Source organism: Hymenobacter fastidiosus, from assembly GCF_039539565.1.
In the GTDB taxonomy this organism is placed as follows: Bacteria; Bacteroidota; Bacteroidia; order Cytophagales; family Hymenobacteraceae; genus Hymenobacter; species Hymenobacter fastidiosus.
On record NZ_BAABDJ010000032.1, the window covers coordinates 26509 to 43976 of the forward strand.

At 60.5% G+C, this 17468-nt stretch carries 14 protein-coding genes; 1 reads left to right on the plus strand and 13 read right to left on the minus strand.

Features of this window, described 5'->3' with window-relative positions:
• Window positions 1-7: 7 nt before the first annotated feature.
• The gene (locus ABD833_RS13370; RefSeq protein WP_345073638.1) at window positions 8-568 is read right to left on the minus strand and encodes an RNA polymerase sigma factor; all 561 of its coding nucleotides are present in this window, start codon (window positions 566-568) and stop codon (window positions 8-10) included.
• 343 nt (window positions 569-911) lie between these two features.
• Complete coding sequence (gene amaB / locus ABD833_RS13375) at window positions 912-2510, minus strand: L-piperidine-6-carboxylate dehydrogenase (RefSeq protein WP_345073640.1); 1599 nt, start codon at window positions 2508-2510, stop codon at window positions 912-914.
• A 219-nt stretch (window positions 2511-2729) separates the two neighbouring features.
• On the opposite strand from amaB, the gene ABD833_RS13380 reads away from it, so the two are divergent.
• The gene (locus ABD833_RS13380; RefSeq protein WP_345073642.1) at window positions 2730-3173 is read left to right on the plus strand and encodes a hypothetical protein; all 444 of its coding nucleotides are present in this window, start codon (window positions 2730-2732) and stop codon (window positions 3171-3173) included.
• 84 nt (window positions 3174-3257) lie between these two features.
• Here ABD833_RS13380 and ABD833_RS13385 read toward each other — a convergent pair whose 3' ends face one another.
• The 11 genes from ABD833_RS13385 to dapF all read right to left on the minus strand — a co-directional run bounded on the left by ABD833_RS13385 (window position 3258) and on the right by dapF (window position 17356).
• A complete protein-coding gene (locus ABD833_RS13385) occupies window positions 3258-4751 on the minus strand; it encodes a Do family serine endopeptidase (protein ID WP_345073644.1) in 1494 nt (497 codons plus the stop codon).
• 660 nt (window positions 4752-5411) lie between these two features.
• Window positions 5412-6239 carry a hypothetical protein gene (locus tag ABD833_RS13390; protein WP_345073645.1) on the minus strand — a complete coding sequence of 276 codons (828 nt, stop codon included), beginning with the start codon at window positions 6237-6239 and terminating at the stop codon, window positions 5412-5414.
• Between the two features lie 38 nt (window positions 6240-6277).
• Window positions 6278-7471 (minus strand): M20 metallopeptidase family protein, encoded by a 1194-nt coding sequence (locus ABD833_RS13395; RefSeq protein WP_345073646.1) that lies wholly within the window; start codon window positions 7469-7471, stop codon window positions 6278-6280.
• Window positions 7472-7548: 77 nt separating this feature from the next.
• On the minus strand, window positions 7549-8091 hold the full coding sequence (locus ABD833_RS13400; protein WP_345073647.1) for a sporulation protein: 543 nt from the start codon (window positions 8089-8091) through the stop codon (window positions 7549-7551).
• Window positions 8072-8752 (minus strand): deoxyribose-phosphate aldolase, encoded by a 681-nt coding sequence (gene deoC / locus ABD833_RS13405; protein ID WP_345073648.1) that lies wholly within the window; start codon window positions 8750-8752, stop codon window positions 8072-8074. Before deoC ends, ABD833_RS13400 begins: the two co-directional genes overlap by 20 nt.
• Before the next feature lie 94 nt (window positions 8753-8846).
• A complete protein-coding gene (gene secA / locus ABD833_RS13410) occupies window positions 8847-12248 on the minus strand; it encodes a preprotein translocase subunit SecA (RefSeq protein ID WP_345073650.1) in 3402 nt (1133 codons plus the stop codon).
• A gap of 164 nt (window positions 12249-12412) precedes the next feature.
• A complete protein-coding gene (locus ABD833_RS13415) occupies window positions 12413-13054 on the minus strand; it encodes a hypothetical protein (protein WP_345073651.1) in 642 nt (213 codons plus the stop codon).
• Between the two features lie 228 nt (window positions 13055-13282).
• Window positions 13283-14464 (minus strand): UDP-galactopyranose mutase, encoded by a 1182-nt coding sequence (gene glf, locus ABD833_RS13420; RefSeq protein WP_345073652.1) that lies wholly within the window; start codon window positions 14462-14464, stop codon window positions 13283-13285.
• Window positions 14465-14538: 74 nt separating this feature from the next.
• Window positions 14539-15783 carry a glycosyltransferase gene (locus ABD833_RS13425; protein ID WP_345073654.1) on the minus strand — a complete coding sequence of 415 codons (1245 nt, stop codon included), beginning with the start codon at window positions 15781-15783 and terminating at the stop codon, window positions 14539-14541.
• A 164-nt stretch (window positions 15784-15947) separates the two neighbouring features.
• A complete protein-coding gene (locus ABD833_RS13430; protein ID WP_345073655.1) occupies window positions 15948-16502 on the minus strand; it encodes a GNAT family N-acetyltransferase in 555 nt (184 codons plus the stop codon).
• 56 nt (window positions 16503-16558) lie between these two features.
• Window positions 16559-17356: a diaminopimelate epimerase gene (gene dapF, locus ABD833_RS13435; protein ID WP_345073656.1), complete on the minus strand. Its 798-nt coding sequence runs from the start codon at window positions 17354-17356 to the stop codon at window positions 16559-16561.
• Between the last annotated feature and the right edge of the window lie 112 nt (window positions 17357-17468).

A 17468-nucleotide genomic window follows, 5' to 3' on the forward strand; every position in this document is an offset into this window, starting at 1 on the left:
GGGTGAACTACAATCCGTGGTTACGGGCCAGCTCCAGCAGCTTCTTACGCGCCCGGCTGTACTGCGATTTGGAGGTCGACTCCGTGATGTTCAGGATGCCCGCTATTTCGGCGTGGTCATAGCCTTCGAGCAGGTACAACGACAGCACCACCCGGTAGCCATCGGGCAACTGCTGGACGCAGCGCCGCACTACATCAGCCCGCCACGACATCTCCTCCGGGTCCGACTCATTTTCCTCGTCTCCGCTGGGGGCATCGTGCTGCTCAGCCAGCGGCACCAGCGACAACCGGCGGTTACGCAGGCAGTTAATGCTCTTGTTGATGACAATCCGCTTCAGCCACGAGCCAAACGAGGAATCCCCCTTGTAGCTGTGCAGCTCGCGAAAGGCACTCAGAAACGACTCCTGCAGCACATCCTCCGCCTCCGCATAGTCGCCGGTGATGCGTACCGAGGCGTTGAACATGGCCTTGGCGTAGCGTTTGTAAATCTCGGCCTGGGCCCGTCGGTCGCCCAGCCGGCAGCGCTCCACGAGGGAGGCGTTGATATCGGTGTACGCAAATGCCTCCATAGGATCCTGGATTGGGGGTGAGCTGGAATCTGAGGGAGAGTAAATATCCAACTTTCCGGGCTAAGCGGCTAGGCCTGATGGCTAAGTGCGGAAAAGACAAGCGGCCGGGAATGAAGTTGCACGGCCCTGCCGAAATACGAACGGAACGCCGCCGCCGGGCCTTGCAGGGACTCCGTAAGGATTGGAACACAAAAATTCCCTTCTCCTATCCCCCGGCTGAGTATTTACTTCCCGGGTGGGGCCAAACGGCCGCGGAGCCACCCTGACACCAGCAGGTGGTTTCACCGACAAGGCCCGCCCGGTAGTACCGGACGGGCCTTGTTACCAGTGGGCAAAACCTGACTTACACGTCGAACTTGATGCCCTGAGCCAGGGGGAGCTGGTCGGAGTAGTTGATGGTGTTGGTCTGGCGGCGCATGTATACCTTCCAGGCGTCGGAGCCGGACTCGCGGCCCCCGCCGGTTTCCTTCTCGCCCCCGAAAGCGCCGCCGATTTCAGCACCCGAGGTGCCGATGTTCACGTTGGCAATGCCGCAGTCGGAACCGGTCTGCGACAGGAAAGCCTCGGCTTCGCGCATGTTCAGGGTGAAGATGCTCGACGACAGGCCCTGCTTCACGCCGTTTTGCAGCGCAATGGCTTCTTCCACGCCGCCGCTGTACCGGATCAGGTACAGAATGGGCGCGAAGGTTTCTTCCTGCACCGTGTGGTACTCGTTGCGGGCTTCCACCAGCGCGGGCGTCACGTACGTCCCCGTTGGGTAGTCGGCCCCGGCCAGCACTTCGCCGCCGATGAGCAGCGTACCACCTTCGGCCTGTACCGCCGTCAGGGCTTTGGTGAACATGTCCACGGCCTGCTTATCGATGAGCGGACCGACGAGGGTGCCTTCCTGCAAAGGGTTACCGATGGGCAGCTTGGGGTAGATGGCCAGCAGCCGCTGCTTCACATCCTCGAAGATGGACTCGTGAATGATGAGGCGGCGCGTGGTAGTGCAACGCTGGCCGGCGGTACCCACAGCCCCGAACACCACGGCGCGCATGGCCATGTCGAGGTCGGCGTGCGGGGTAAGGATAATGGCATTGTTCCCCCCCAGCTCCAGCAGGGCCCGGCCCAGACGGCCGCCGACTACTTCGCCTACTTTCTTGCCCATACGGGTGCTGCCGGTCGCCGATACCAGCGGCACCCGCGTGTCGGCAGCCATAGCGGCCCCGATTTCAGCCCCGCCGATGATGACGTTGAACACGCCTTCGGGCACGTCATTCTCCGCCAGCACGTCCCGGATGATGTGCTGCACGGCTACGGCTACCAGCGGGGTTTTCTCCGAAGGCTTCCAGATGCTCACGTCGCCGCACACGGCGGCCAGCATGGCGTTCCAGCTCCACACCGCTACCGGGAAGTTGAAAGCCGAGATGACGCCCACGATACCCAGCGGCTGGTACTGGTCGTACATGCGGTGAGCCGGCCGCTCGGAGTGCATGGTAAAGCCGTGCAGCTGGCGCGACAGGCCCACGGCGAAGTCGCAGATGTCAATCATTTCCTGCACTTCCCCCAGGCCCTCCTGCATGATCTTGCCCATCTCGTAGCTCACCAGCTTGCCCAGCGGCTCCTTGAACTCGCGCAGCTTATTGCCAATCTGGCGCACGATTTCGCCGCGCTTGGGAGCCGGCATCAGCCGCCAGGTTTTAAACGCTTCCTGGGCCGTGCGCACTACCTGCTCGTAGTCTTCGACGGAAGCCATGCTCACCGCGGCAATCGGGTGGCCGTCGGCGGGCGAGTGGATGGTTTTGGCCGTAGCAGCCGATACGCGGCCCCATTGCCGGCCGGTACTGTAGGCCGCATTCTGGGGCTGCACGCCTAGTTCGCGCAGAACGTGCTGAATGCCGTGCGGATCGGCAGGGGCCGGGGCGTCGCCGGTGGCAACGGCTTCTTCGAAGGCTTGCTTCATGGGAAAGTGGATGGAGTGGATGGGATGTTTTACCGGGTAAAGTACCGAAGCGCAAAGCTAGTAAAATAGGCGCGGGCCAAGCGGTGGCAGGTTATCGAAAGCCTCCCCGGCCTGGTGCCATCAGCCCTGTAGTGCGAAGGCCGGATTGCGGCCCGGTATTCTCCTTTCCTCAGAATCGTGGCCGATGCTCCCTGCCAGGGAAGTGTATCTTTGCGCATTATGCATACTATACCGCCTACCCCCCCGGCGTTCGATTTCCTGAACCTGGCCTACCGTCCCGACCTGAATATGCTCACCGTGCGCTGGCTACGGGCGGTTACGTTTGAGGAACTTCGGCAAGGGTTTCAGGCGGTCCTGTCGGAAGGCCTGCACTACGGGGCCACCCGCTGGCTGGTTGATGTGCGCCGGCGGACCGAAATGGATGTGGTTCCTTCCCAATGGGTAGCCCAGCAGCTCTTGCCCGAAGCCGCGGCTAAAATGGCCCCCACAGTGCTCTACGTGGCCTATCTGCTTTCTCCCAGTCGTGCTGACCAGCTTCAGTCCGACCCGCCGTTGCGGGCCGCCGCGCAGGGAGCCCAGTCGCCCAGCCAACCCTACCGCCTGCAGACTTTTCTCGACGAAGGCCTAGCCGTGCGCTGGCTGCAGGCCAATGTCGTTTCGTAAGCAGTCAGCATACGTCGGGCTGCTAACCTAAAAGAGCGGCTGCCAGATGGCAGCCGCTCTTTTAGGTTTCCTGAGTTCTACGCGTTAGTTCGACTGACCAATCGGATAGTACGCTTTGCGGCCGTCAGGATACACGCCTTCTACCAGCGTACCGTCGCCGTTTTTGGCGTCGTCCAGGTAGCGCTGCACGTCCTGCGGGTTGTTTACCCGGTTCTTGTCGATACGGGTGATGATAAAGCCATCGGCAATGCCGGTTTCCTTGAAGTTGGAACCCTTGATACCGCTGATTTTAGCGCCTCCCTCCAGGCCCAGCTTGCTAAGCTCCTGCCGGGTTACCGGCGAAAGGGTAGCGCCTTCATACTTCAGCCCGGTGTTCTCGCGCACTACATCAGTCGTGCCGGTGGCATTGCGCAGGATAGCACTGGTACTGCGGGCATCGGAGCCGCGCAGGTAGCCGACCTTGATGTTGTCGCCAGGGCGGAAACGGGCCACCTGCTCCTGCAGCTGCGACGACGTATTCACCTTCACGCCGTTGATCTCGGTGATGATGTCGCCCTCTTTCAAGCCCGCGGCGGCGGCAGCGCTGTTGGGCGTCAGCCCTACCACGTACACGCCGTTGAGGGTGCTGAGCTTTTTCTCCGAAGCCAGCGTGGCGTCTACTTCGCGCATGTTCACGCCCAGCAGAGCGCGCTGCACTACTTTATACTTCAGCAAGTCGTCGATTACCTTGCTGACAATGGAGCTGGGCACGGCGAAGGAATAGCCCTCGAAGGCGCCGGTGCGCGAAGCAATGGCGGAGTTGATGCCGATCAGGTCGCCGTTCAGGTTCACCAGCGCGCCCCCGGAGTTGCCGGGGTTTACTACGGCATCAGTCTGCAAAAACGACTCAATACCCATGCCCTGCCGGTCGCGCAGAATGTTGATGTTGCGGCCCTTGGCTGAAATAATGCCCGCCGTGACGGTGGAATTCAGGTTGAAGGGATTCCCCACGGCCAGCACCCACTCCCCTACTTTCACGTTGTCGGAATTGCCGTAGCGCACGAAGGGCAGGTTGTCGGCTTTCACTTTGAGCAAGGCCAGGTCGGTGTTCGGATCGGTACCGACCAGCTCCGCCTGAAACTTGCGCTTGTCGTCCATCACCACCTCAATCTTATCGGCCTTGTCGATTACGTGATTATTCGTCACGATGTAGCCATTGGCCGCGATAATAACCCCCGAGCCCGAACCAACCTGGGGGCCCTGCTGCCCGTGGAACTGTTCGGCATCATCGCCGAAGAACTGGCGCAGGAAGGGGTCCATCCGCATAGCGGCGTTGTTGTCGCTTTTCTTGGCCCCGTACTCGGTCATGACGTGAACCACCGCCGGCGTTACCGAGGAGGCCGCAGCCACGAAGTTAAGGCCTTCCGGCACCACGTAATTACTGTTCTTCAGCTCGCTGGTGTAGCGCACGTTGGGGTCGGCAGCTACTACGGGGGCGCTGGTACGCGCGGGCTCCAGTAGCTTGTACCCACCCACGGCTACTCCGCCACCAAGAATTGCGGAACCGAGCAGGCCGAGCATCATCTGTTTTGCTTGCATGGGTGTTAAAATGAGAGTTGGTTATAAAAAAGGAAAGAAAGACCGGGCAAAAACGCAGGCTGACCTAATCGGCCGGTCCACTAACGTCAGAGTCACGGAGCGTGGTATAGAGTTGCACTCCACGTTTTAGATCTACAACAGCCGCGCCAACAAAAAAGACACCGCCGGAGTGCCTTTTTTGTTGGCGCGGCCAAAGGCTTAACGCACTTTGATGTGGTGCCTGGTTGTTTTTTCGCTGTCAGAGGGCCGCATGAGCAACAGCTCAAAGCCCGCGGCCGGCTCCAGAATATCGGCCGGGGGCCCGCAGCAAGGGCCGGAAGTAGTTGAGGCCGTCTGCGAGTCGCGCAGCAATTCGCTCAATACTGAGTTGAACGCAGCGCGGGAAGGCCGGACGGAAGGGTGGTTGTGATACAGCAGAGCTGCCATGGCAGCAGGCTGTTCAGGTGAAGACCAGAAACCAAAGCGGTACCCCTGCCGCCATAAATTCTGTACCATTTGCCACCGGGCCACCTAGCAGGACCCAAAGCCCTGATTGTACCCATCCTGATTTGTCAGTATTTCAGCTTAAGCCCAATAAACCACCCCCTAAACTCTCCATTTGGCTATTCTTGCATCAGCCTCGAAAGCCATTTTGGCAGTCCTCCTTACCAAGTAAAGTGGCTAGTGCTGGGTGGGCAACGACTGCCGCTCGGGCGCCGCTGCAGCGGCGCCCACGGTGAAGCGTAGGTCCAGGCCGACAGCGGGCGTCACGTAGTTCACCTTGCCCCCGCTGACTTGGTTACCCAGGGCATCAAAGAAAGGCAAGGAGTTGCGGTAGGCCGTTTGGAAGGCAACCCACGGCGTCAGATCGAAGCTGGGGGAGAGGCGCACACCCACTTCCCCGCGCAGGTTGCCAAAGTCGATGAAGCGCTCCTTCAGCTCCTCGTCGTCGCGCTGCAGGCGCAGGTAAGCGGCAGCCTCATAGGCCAGGCGGGGCCGCAGGGATATTCTGTTCAGCGCAAACACGTGCTCGGCGTCGAGGCGCAGGCGGACCAGGGCGCGGTTATAAAACTGGCTTTCGCCGAGCAGGCTATTGCCCAGGGCATACTCCAGGCCCAGGCGCTGGCCCAGGCTTACCGGGCCGGCTTTACTGAGGTGACGCACCAGCAAACCGGGCGTGACGATACCGGGCAAGCCCAGCAGCTCGCCGTTGCCCTGATTGCCCTGCGGCACGTAGCGCACGGTGGCTCCCCCGCTCCACTGGGTGGTCCAGAAATGCTCGTAGCCTACCCGAAACTGGCCAAACTCCACTCCAGGGGTAGAGTAGCGGCGGGTGGCGCCCACCAGGTTGAAGGATGTCAGCAGATAGTCATTCCCCGACAGGGCTATTTCGAGCTGCGCCTCGGGCATCAGGGCGGCGCCCCCGGGGAAAGTCTGCCGCTGCTGGGCGGCGGCCCCCGTAGAAACGAGCAGGCCGGCGGCCAGTAGAAAACAAGACTTGGGATGCATAGCTACAGATATAGCGTAAAGGAAGGAACAATGGTACGCTAGTGCTGGGCCAGCTCCTGCAGCGTGAGCCAGGCCATCAGGCCGGGCCCCACCTCCAGGGCTTTATGGTCGATGTCGAAGGTGGGCGTGTGCACGGAGGCGCCAAAGCGGCCGTCGGCGGCGCGGGTGCCCAGGCGGTAGAAGCAGGCATCCGCAGACTGCGAGAAGTAAGCAAAGTCCTCGGCCGCCATCCACTGGTCCAGCTCCACCACATTTTCGGCGCCCAGATATTCTTCGGCCGCGGCACGGGTACGGGCCGTGAGTTGGGGCTCGTTTTCGAGGTAGGGGTAGCCCCGCCGGATTTCCAGCTCACAGGTAGCGCCCATCGACTCGGCCAGGCCTTCGACCAGCTTGCGCAGGTGCCCGTGGGCTTCCTCGCGCCACTCCTCATTCAGGGTGCGGAACGTGCCTTCCAGGTACACTTCGTTGGGAATGACGTTGGTAGCGCCGTTGGCAATGACTTTGCCGAACGACAGCACCGAGGGCAGCTTGGGGTTGGCCCGCCGGCTTACAATCTGCTGGGCCGCCACGATGATGTGCGCCGCCACCAGCACCGGATCGAGGTTTTGCTCGGGCATGGCCCCGTGCCCGCCTTTGCCGCGCACGGTCAGGTAAAGCTCGTCGGTGCTGGCCATGTAGCGGCCGGGCCGCAGCCCGATTTTACCGGCGGGCAGGTAGGGAAATACGTGCTGGCCCAGCACGCTGACGGGGGCGGGATTTTCCAGTACGCCTTCCTTAATCATCAGCGAAGCGCCCCCGGGCAGCTTTTCCTCACCAGGCTGAAAAATCAGCTTCACCGTACCCTCAAACTCGTCGCGCAGCTGACTCAGGATGCGGGCGGTGCCCAGCAGCGACGACGTGTGCACGTCGTGGCCGCAGGCGTGCATCACGCCGGAGTTTCGGGAGCGGTACGGCACGTCGTTCTGCTCCTCGATAGGCAGCGCATCCAGATCAGCCCGCAGCGCAACCACGCGCTTGTGCGGGTTACGGCCCTCAATCAGGGCTACCAGCCCCGTAGTGGCCATAGCCTGGGGCTGCAGGCCCAGCTTTTCCAGCTGTTCCTTCACGAAGGCCGCCGTCTGGAATTCCACAAACGAAAGCTCCGGGTGGGCGTGCAGGTGCTGGCGCAGGGCCACGATATCGGCGGCGGCGGCGGCGGCCAGGGTTTTGATACGAGGAAGCAGGTGGTGCATAGGCTGGAGCAGCAAAATCATCCGTCATTCTGAGCTTGCGCAGGATGACGGATTTATAGGAGGAGAGTTCTACTAACCTAAAAAGTCGTCTTGTTCAGGACCACCTGCGTGGATTCCAGCTCCGCTTTCGGGGCTAGGGGTCGAATACGGAGCATAGCCTGCTCGGCTTCCAGCCGCGTGAGGTAGTCGCCGACCCAGAGGCGGAAGATGGGCTGCTTAAAGGTCAGGTAGTCGGTTTCTTCGGGGTAACGGCTGATGATAGCCCGGCGCACGGCCATGGCCTGGTCGCGCTCCAGCCCGATATAGGCCAGAATCCGGAAGCCCTGGGCGTACTTCACGTTCTGGTTGGTGAAGGCCTGGTCGCGCAGACGCTGCTCAATCTGGGCATTCACCTGATTGGCCGGCGGGACGAACGTGCGGGCGGCCGCGGGGGACGAGGCGGCCGGCTTGGGCGCGGGGAAACCCGGCCGGTAGCGGCTCAGGTCTTCGGGGGCCACGGCGGCCCGGCGGGTGGTATCGGGGACCTGGGTGGCGCTGGTAGCGGCGGGCACGGCAGCGGCGCAGGCAGCCAGCGACAGCAGGACGGGAAATAGCAGCACGTTACGAAGCGGAGTTTTCATTTTCTGCCAGCAAAGCTACGCTATTGGAGGATCCAATCCGGTCGGCCCCGGCGGCCACCAGGACGAGGGCGGCGGCGCGGGTCCGGATTCCGCCCGCTGCTTTGATGCGCATACTACCCGGCAACGAGCGGCGCATCAGCTCAATATCGGCCACCGAAGCGCCCCGGCTGGCAAAGCCGGTAGAGGTTTTTACGAAGTCCGCCCCCGCATCGACGCAGAGCTGACAGGCCCGCACGATTTCCTCATCCGTGAGCAGGGCGGTTTCGATGATAACTTTCAGCAGCGCGCTTTTGAAGTGACACAGCTCCGCCAGCTGCCCGATTTCGTCCTCCACTTCCTCCAGCCGCCCCGATTTGAAGGCGGCCACGTTGATAACCATGTCCAGCTCGATGGCGCCGTCCGTCAGCGCCTGGTGGGCCTCGAAGAACTTGACCTTGGTAATCTGGTAGCCCAGCGGAAACCCGATAACGGTGCAGACCGGGATGCCGGTACCGTAGAGCTGCTCGGCGGCATAGCGTACGTAGCAGGGCGGCACGCACACCGAAGCAAACCGGGCCTGGGCGGCCTCGGCGCACAGCTGGGCAATCTGGTCCTGGGTAGCGTCGGGGCGCAGCAGCGTGTGGTCGATGCGGGCGGCCAGATCGGTAAAGGTTTTGCTCATCAGGATGCGGGGCTATAAACGAGTAGTGGCAGGCAGCGCCCCTCGGGAACCACCTGCCACTTAATAGTACTCATTTTCCGGCAAGTCGGGTTTACTAATCTACCAGCACGCAGCGGTTGTGGGTCAGGTCATCTTCCACGCTCTTGTACTTCACGTCGCGCACGATGCGGCCGTCCATGTACTGCACGCTGACTTTCTCGTTGCGGTTGGCCACTTTCTGACTGCGCATCGGCACCTGCTTTTCTAACACCGGAGCCGGCTCGGGACCCATGTCCTCGGGACCCGCGCCCAAGGATATCGACGATATTTCCTTCTCGGCCTTCAGCTTGGGAGCCGGGGCGGGCTTGGGCAATTCATCTTCGATGTAGTACTCTACCTCGTCGGCGTGGCCGGCCTGCTGATTCATGGGCACGTCGGCTTTGAACAGGAAGGCCACGGTTTCCTCATTCACCTTGCCGATCATCTGCTTGAAGAGCTCAAACGACTCAAACTTGTAGACCAGAAGCGGGTCTTTCTGCTCGTATACCGCGTTCTGCACCACCTGCTTGAGGTCGTCCATCTGACGCAGGTGCTGGGTCCAGGCCGTATCGATAACCGACAGCACAATGACTTTCTCCATGCCGCGGATGGCCTCGTGGCCGCCGTTCTGCTGGGCCTTGCGCAGGTTGGCCACGGCCGTTACCTGCTTGCGGCCATCGGTGAAGGGAATAGCAATGTTTTCGTAGGGCGCATTCTGGCTCAGCAGGTCGTTGACCAGCGGCAGGGTGTTGCCGGCAATGTGCTCGTTCTTGCTCTGGTAGTAGCCCAGGGCCTCGTCGTAGAGCTTCTGGCTAAGCGGGGCCGCGGGCAGGGTGCTGAACGTGTTCTGGGCAATATGGGTGTCGTACCCAAACACGCGGATGACGGCCAGCTTGAAGTCTTCGTAGTCGCCCGAGACTTTATGCCCTTCGGCAATGGCGTCGCACACGTCGTAAATCATGTTCCAGATGTCCAGCTCCAGCCGCTCGCCGAACAGGGCATTGCGGCGGCGCTTGTACACCACTTCGCGCTGGGCGTTCATCACGTCGTCGTACTCCAGCAGGCGCTTGCGGGTACCGAAGTTGTTCTCCTCCACTTTCTTCTGAGCGCGCTCAATGCTGCTCGTAATCATGGAGTGCTGAATTACCTCGCCTTCCTCCAGCCCCATGCGGTCCATGAGCTTGGCAATGCGATCGGAGCCGAACAGGCGCATCAGGTTGTCTTCCAGGCTCACGAAGAACTGGGACGAGCCCGGGTCGCCCTGGCGGCCGGCGCGGCCCCGCAGCTGCCGGTCGACGCGGCGGCTTTCATGGCGCTCGGTACCGATAATGGCCAGGCCACCCGATTCCTTAGAGGTTTCGCGCAGCTTAATGTCGGTGCCCCGACCCGCCATGTTGGTGGCAATGGTCACGGTGCCGGGGAAGCCCGCGCCGGCCACGATTTCGGCTTCGCGCTGGTTTTGCTTGGCGTTGAGCACCTGATGGGTGATGCCCTTGAACTTCAGCATCCGGCTTACCAGCTCCGAAATTTCCACCGAGGTGGTACCTACCAGCACCGGCCGGCCGGCTTTCACCAGTTCCTGAATCTCGTCGGCTACGGCGTTGTACTTCTCGCGTACCGTTTTGTACACCTTGTCGTGCTCATCCTTGCGCGAAATGCCGCGGTTGGTCGGAATCACGACCACGTCAAGCTTGTAGATTTCCCAGAACTCGCCGGCTTCGGTTTCGGCCGTACCGGTCATGCCGCCCAGCTTGTGGTACATGCGGAAGTAGTTCTGCAGCGTCACCGTGGCATACGTCTGGGTGGCGTCTTCCACGCGCACGTTTTCCTTGGCCTCGATAGCCTGGTGCAGGCCGTCGGAGTAGCGGCGGCCTTCCATGACGCGGCCGGTCTGCTCATCCACGATTTTCACCTTCCCGTCGTCGGTCAGAATGTACTGGTCATCCTTCTCAAACAGCGTATAGGCCTTCAGCAGCTGGTTCACGGTATGCACCCGCTCGCTCTTCTCGTTATAATCGGCCATGAGCTGCTCCTTCTGGTGGAGCTTGTCCTCGGTGCCAATCGCCACGTTCTTCTCGATGTCGGCAATAGCCATCCCGATATCGGGCATGATGAACAGCTGCGGATCTTCGCCCTGGGCCGTAATCAGGTCAATGCCTTTTTCGGTCAGCTCAATCTGGTTGTTCTTCTCATCAATGGTGAAGAACAGGGGCATGTCAGCCTCCGGCATCTGCCGGGAGTTGTCGGCCAGGTAGTGGTTTTCCACCTTCTGCAGCACGGCCCGGATGCCGGTTTCCGACAGGTACTTAATCAGGGGCTTGCTCTTGGGCAGACCGCGGTAGGCGCGGAACAGCATCAGGCCGCCGTCGCCTTCTTTCGGGCCATCCTTCCCTTCGGCAATAAGCTTGCGGGCCTGCACCAGGTAGTTCTGCACCACTTTTTTCTGCTCGTCCACCAGACGCTGAATGCGCGGCTTAAGCTGGTAGAACTCGTGCACGTCGCCGCGGGGTACGGGGCCGGAGATGATAAGCGGAGTCCGGGCATCGTCAATCAGCACCGAGTCCACTTCGTCGACCATGGCGTAGTGGTGCTTGCGCTGCACCAGCTCCTCGGTTTCCCGCGCCATGTTGTCGCGCAGGTAGTCGAAGCCGAATTCGTTGTTGGTGCCGTAAGTCACGTCGGCCGCGTAAGCCTGCCGACGGGCGTCGGTGTTGGGCTGGTGCTTGTCGATGCAGTCGACGGTGATGCCGTGGAATTCGAACAGGGGCGCGTTCCATTCCGAGTCCCGCTTGGCCAGGTAGTCGTTCACCGTGACCAGGTGCACGCCCCGGCGGGCCAGGGCATTGAGGAAGGCGGGCAGGGTCGAAACCAGGGTTTTCCCCTCGCCCGTAGCCATTTCCGAAATCTTACCCTGGTGCAGCACTACGCCGCCAATCAGCTGCACATCGTAGTGCACCATGTCCCAGGTGATTTCGGCGCCACCGGCCACCCACTTGTTGGACCAGGTAGCCTGGTCGCCGCTGATGGTTACGTTGCTTTTGCGGGTCGAAATTTCGCGGTCGAAGTCGGTAGCCGTTACCACCAGCTGGCCGTTTTCCTTGTAGCGGCGGGCCGTTTCCTTCACAATGGCGAAGGTGGGCGGCAGCACTTCCAGCAGCACTACTTCCAGCTGCTTGTTGCGCTGCTTCTCGAGCTCGTCGATCTGGTCGAAGACCTTTTCCTTCTGATTGATATCCAGGTTCGGGTCGTCGCTGATGCGCTGGTGCAGACCGGCAATCTGGTCGTCGATGGCCTTCAGGTGCTCGTCGATGCGGCTGCGCACTTCCTGGGTGCGCTGGCGGAGCTGGTCGTCAGAGAGCTGTGCCAGTTTGGCATATTCGGCGTTAATAAGCGCCACGTACGGGATAATCTCCTTCAAGTCGCGGTCCGATTTGGTACCGAAAAGCTTGGCGACGGTCTTCCCAAAGAAATCTAACATACTGGTCTTGTTAAGCTGAAACGCCGGGGCGTACCTCAAATTTAAGGCGTTTTTCGGGAATTACCCGGCCAAATCACCTGCTCTTCACCGCCCCGACCTCCGAAACGACAAACCCTGCACCTCAAAGAGTGTGCAGGGTTTGTCGCGGGTGCAGAGTTGTCAGGTTAGTAGCGCACCACGACTTCGGCCGTATCGAAGGGCAGCACCGTGAAAGCCTGCTGATACCGGGTGGCCGAACCATTAAAGTTTACCTCCCATTGCACGGTTTTGGTGGGCAGGGTGGAATCAATCACATGGTAACTGACCTTACCGTAGTCAGCAGGACGCAGGTCGAGGGTGGAAATATACCCCTCGTCATACCAGGGACCCCAGACATGAATACTACCGGGAACCGGGCCGGGCTGCTGGGCTATCCGGATTTTGACCCAGGCCGGCGCGGCTACCGGAAGGCGCAGGTCGCGGTTGTTTTTGCCGTTTTCCAGCGCGGGCTCCTCACCCCAGTGCGAGCCGTGGCCCTTTGCCGAAAACGCTTTGAGAATGTAGTGGGAGCCTTTCTGAGCCTCGAAGCGGATGCTGAACCGGCCTTGGTCATCGGTCAGTACTTTGGTGCCCGCGTCGCCGTAGCCCGAGTGCAGACCACTGCCGCTTTGGCTATACACTACTACTTCGGCATTGGACACTGGCTTATTGGTTACCATTTCCAATACCTGCCCCTCGGCCAGAGTCGGGCCATCTACTTTCTGGCAGGCCCCGGCTAGTCCCAATAGCAGTAGGCCCCACCCCATAATCGCAAGTTGCTTAGTCATCGTAGTCGGAAGTAAGTGCGTTAGATCTGGGGCTAAAGTAGCGGCCGTACCCTACCATACCCAACCACGATTGCCCGACCGCAGACACCCCAGCACCGGTACCCGCAGCTATATTTTACTTATAATCACCCTACTAACCCCGCTACTTCAGATACTGACAAGCCGTGACGGAAACAAAAAGGCACGACCAGGATTGGTCGTGCCTTTGTACTTGCTGCGGTTACCCGGCTATTCCTGCTTCGGCGCGCGGCTCACCAGCTTTTCAACCAGGGAAGCCGAACCGCTGATGGCGGGCTTCTTGGCCTGCAGGGCTTCTTCCGATTTTTCCGTGAGCTTCTTATACAGCGTCAGGGCCTGGGCTACTACCTGATCCATGTTGTAGTACTTGTAGGTCGCCAGCCGGCCCACGAAATGCACGTTCGGGGTTTCATCGGCCAGCTTCTTGTACTTGCTGTAGAGCTCGGCATTTTCGAGGCGCGGAATCGGGTAGTACGGGTCGCCGTCGGCCTGCGGATACTCGTACACCACGCTGGTTTTAGGGTGCTGCTGCCCGGTCAGGGCCTTAAACTCCGTGATGCGGGTGTAGAGGTGCTCGTTCGGGTAGTTCACCACCGGCGCGGCCAGGAACTTCTCCACGTTCAGGGTTTCGTGCTTGAACTCGAGGGAGCGGTAGGGCAGCTTGCCGAACTTGAAGTCGAAATATTCATCGACCGGCCCGGTAAAGATGATTTCCTTGAACGGAATGAAATCAATGATTTCGTGGTAGTCCGTGTTCAGCATCACCTTGATGTTGGGGTGGTCGAGCATCCGCTCAAACATCCGGGTGTAGCCGTGCAGCGGCATAGCCTGGTAGGTGTCGGTGAAGTACCGGTCGTCGCGGTTGGTGCGGGTGGGCACGCGGCTCGTCACCGACTTATCCAGCTCCGAGGGGTCCATGCCCCACTGCTTGCGGGTGTAGTTCTTGAAGAACTTCTCGTAGAGCTCCCGCCCTACTTTGCTTACCACCACATCTTCCGAGGTCCTGATTACCGGAATATCCTCGGCTACCGACTCCAGAAACTGCTCCACCTCAAAGCTGTTCAGGCTCAGCCCGTAGAGCTTGTTGATGGTGTCGAGGTTGATGGGCATAGGCACCAGCTGCCCGTCGACCGAAGCCAGCACGCGGTGCTCGTAGGGGCGCCAGTCGGTGAAGTTGGTCAGGTACTCAAATACGTCCTTGGAATTGGTGTGGAAGATGTGAGGGCCATACTTATGCACCAATATTCCTTCTTCATTATAGTGGTCGTAGGCGTTACCGGCAATATGGTTGCGCTTGTCGATGATCAGCACTTTCTTATTTGAACGGGTAGCCAGGCGCTCGGCCAGTACACTGCCGGCGAAGCCAGCCCCAACGATGAGGTAATCGAACATAGAGCAGCGGGGTATTGGTGGAAAGAAGGGCGGTTTGGCGATGGATAGTACGAGTGATACGGGAGACTGACGTCTCAGTTCGGTTGCGGCTGGGACTTTGGCCGCAGCCTTTGCTGCATGAGGGTTGCCATCTTCTGCCAGGTTAAATCCCAGGAAATCGTGCCCAGATAAGCATCGGTACGGGCTTGCCAGTCGGCGTCGTTCTTTTGGAGCAGAGCCGCGGCAATGGCCTGGCCGAACTCCTCGGCCGTGGAAGCAATCTGGACCAGATTCAATTCTGCGTAGGGCCGCACCACATCCCGGATGGGCGTACTCACCACCGGTTTACCGGCCGCAAGATATTCGGGCGTTTTGGTGGGCGAGATAAACTTCGTGCTGTCGTTATCGGCAAAAAGCAGCGTAGCTACATCCCAACCACATAAATATGCCGGGAGTTCCTGGTAATCTTTCCCCCCCAGGTAATGGATGTTAGCCGAGCGGGGCAAATCGGCCGGATCTATTTTCACCACCGGCCCGATAATAACGAATTGCCATTCGGCGTGGGCCGCGGCCAGGTCGCCCAGTAAGCCAAGGTCCAGCCGCTCGTCGATTACGCCGAAGAATCCCACCCGCGGGTGCGCAATCCGAGCCTGATCAGCCGGCTCGGGAAGGGTGGTGCGGGCCTGGCCGAAATGGTCTTTGTCGATGCTGCTCGGAAATGCGTGGGCGTCGTGGTGCTGCAGACTTTTGGCCTCGTACAGGCTCTGACCGCCGGTAAAGACCAGGTCCGCCTTCTGGAAAAGCTCCTGCTCCAGCTGACGCAGCTTCGGTGGGGCAAACTTGAAAGCGGCCAGCTCATCCATGCAGTCGTACACGGTGAGGACCGGCGTGAGATGGCGCGACTTGCCAAGCGCCATCGGGGTATAGTACCAGCAGACGTATTGGTTTATAGTATTCGCCGTGAAAAATGCGGTCAGCAACCCGGCCTGGATGGCATCGGCCTGTTCTTCCGAAAGGCCCGCTGGCAGGTGTGCCACCACTACCTGGAGGCCATTTTGCCGCGCTTTCACTTCGACATGGGCGAAATCAGCCCCGATCTGATCGTGGTGCACGAAGGGCTCTTCCACGTAAAAAACCCGGCCCTGCTGCGCAAAACGCGTCAATAAGTGCTGGGGGCGCTGCCAGACGAAGTCCCAGTGCAGATGGGCGAAGCACACCAGATCGGGCAGCCCATAAGGAAAATCGACACTGAAGGCGGCAGCTTTGGTGGCTAGAGCCAGAGGGTTGGTTGCGGGTAGAGAAGCGCGTGGCGGCGCCTCCGCTGAAGTAGAGGGCGGCATAGAGAAAGTAGCTAGGAAGGAAGAATAAGCCGGGAACAAAATATCAGAACTCCTGCTCTGCCGGCGCTAGCCTTGTACGCTCCTTCCCCCAAAAGGATACTTCTCCACCCCGGCTGATTGTAGCCTCTTCGGGCAAGCGCAACACTGGTAGACAGTCTATTGGCCTACTGCAATGGCATTGCCGGCTCCTGCTCTGGCTGCTCGGGCAGCAGGCACTGCAGTTCTATGGCATCGCGCCAGCCTTCCGCTTCCCGCAGCCACTGCCGGCGGATGCCAACCCGGCGAAACCCGGCCTGCCGGAACAGGCGCAGGCTGGCTGCATTATCGGCCGCTATGGTGCAGAACAGCTGATGCAGCCGCAGGGTGCGGCGGGCATAGGGCAGCAGCAGCGCCAGGGTCGTGCGCGCAAAGCCCTGCCGTCGTTCAGCGGCAATTATTGTAATGCCGACGCCGGCCCGCTGATGCAGCGGCTCAAACCCGAACAGCTCCAGCGTACCCACGGGCCGGCCGTCAGCAGCGGCGCATACGACCAGTCGCAGCTGCCGCACTTCGTGGAAATCGGCCCCGGCGTGGTCCAGATACTGCTTCAGGGAATAGCGCGAAACTGGGGCCAGGGTGTCGGAAACGCCCCAGAGGGTGGGGTCATTTTCCAGCGCGTACAAAAACTCCAGATCGGAATCTTCGAGCGCACGCAGAAAAACCGGGCCGGACTGGAGCAAGGAAGCAGGGACTAGCAGGGGTAACGTCTAAACAACAAACCGCATAACGGGTAAGCCTACACGGTAATTTCACCGCCAAACACCCGTACAGCGGGGCCGCTCAGATAGATCTGGGTGAAGGAGCCGTCGGCGCGGCGGGCAAACGCTACCTGCAGGTCGCCACCGGGCGTACGCAGGCGCACCGGGCTGGTCGCGCCCCGGCGCGAAGCCGCCAGGGCCACGGCCGTAACGCCGGTGCCGCAGCTCAGAGTTTCGTCTTCCACGCCGCGTTCGTAAGTCCGCACCTGCCAGGGCTGGCCGGCGGTAGCGGGCGCTTCCACGAAGTTGACATTGGTACCTTTTTCCCGGAATAGCCCGCTGTTACGAATAGCGCGGCCCTCCGCCACTACATTGAGCTCGGCCAGGGTGCTGGCCGGCAGGAACCGTACGATATGCGGGGAGCCGGTATCGACAAAAATACCCATCTCATCTATTTGCTGCTGCCCCAGCACGTCCTGCATCCGCAGGTGCACGGTGCCATCAGCATCGAGGTGGGCTTCATGGTTCCCGTCGGCCGCCAGAAAGCGGGTTTTCTCCTCTATCACGCCCAGGTATCTGGCAAAAGCGACGGTACACCGTCCCCCGTTGCCGCACATCGACCCTACGTGACCGTCGGCGTTGAAATACACCATCTCGAAATCGAAGTCGGGGTGGTTGCGGAGCAGAATCAGCCCGTCGGCCCCGATCCCCCGGCGCCGGTCGCAAAGGTGGCGCACCAGGCGATAGTCGGCCCCGTTGAACTGCTGCTGGCGGTCGTCCAGCAGGACGAAGTCGTTGCCGGTGCCCTGATATTTGTGGAAGGGGAGCTTCGTCATAAGATTACAAAGATGGCAGGAATCAGCCGGCTTATTTTGCGGGGCCTTAGAAGCTGTTTGAGTTAGCAGAATTTGAGCACCCGTTTGATGTTTGCCAAGCTAATCCATGCGT

Excerpts from the sequence above, each read along its gene's own strand:
- ABD833_RS13370 (WP_345073638.1), bottom strand. The coding sequence starts at position 568 with ATGGAGGCATTTGCGTACACCGATATCAACGCCTCCCTCGTGGAGCGC.
- amaB (WP_345073640.1), bottom strand. The coding sequence starts at position 2,510 with ATGAAGCAAGCCTTCGAAGAAGCCGTTGCCACCGGCGACGCCCCGGCC.
- ABD833_RS13380 (WP_345073642.1), top strand. The coding sequence starts at position 2,730 with ATGCATACTATACCGCCTACCCCCCCGGCGTTCGATTTCCTGAACCTG.
- ABD833_RS13385 (WP_345073644.1), bottom strand. The coding sequence starts at position 4,751 with ATGCAAGCAAAACAGATGATGCTCGGCCTGCTCGGTTCCGCAATTCTT.
- ABD833_RS13390 (WP_345073645.1), bottom strand. The coding sequence starts at position 6,239 with ATGCATCCCAAGTCTTGTTTTCTACTGGCCGCCGGCCTGCTCGTTTCT.
- ABD833_RS13395 (WP_345073646.1), bottom strand. The coding sequence starts at position 7,471 with ATGCACCACCTGCTTCCTCGTATCAAAACCCTGGCCGCCGCCGCCGCC.
- ABD833_RS13400 (WP_345073647.1), bottom strand. The coding sequence starts at position 8,091 with ATGAAAACTCCGCTTCGTAACGTGCTGCTATTTCCCGTCCTGCTGTCG.
- deoC (WP_345073648.1), bottom strand. The coding sequence starts at position 8,752 with ATGAGCAAAACCTTTACCGATCTGGCCGCCCGCATCGACCACACGCTG.
- secA (WP_345073650.1), bottom strand. The coding sequence starts at position 12,248 with ATGTTAGATTTCTTTGGGAAGACCGTCGCCAAGCTTTTCGGTACCAAA.
- ABD833_RS13415 (WP_345073651.1), bottom strand. The coding sequence starts at position 13,054 with ATGACTAAGCAACTTGCGATTATGGGGTGGGGCCTACTGCTATTGGGA.
- glf (WP_345073652.1), bottom strand. The coding sequence starts at position 14,464 with ATGTTCGATTACCTCATCGTTGGGGCTGGCTTCGCCGGCAGTGTACTG.
- ABD833_RS13425 (WP_345073654.1), bottom strand. The coding sequence starts at position 15,783 with ATGCCGCCCTCTACTTCAGCGGAGGCGCCGCCACGCGCTTCTCTACCC.
- dapF (WP_345073656.1), bottom strand. The coding sequence starts at position 17,356 with ATGACGAAGCTCCCCTTCCACAAATATCAGGGCACCGGCAACGACTTC.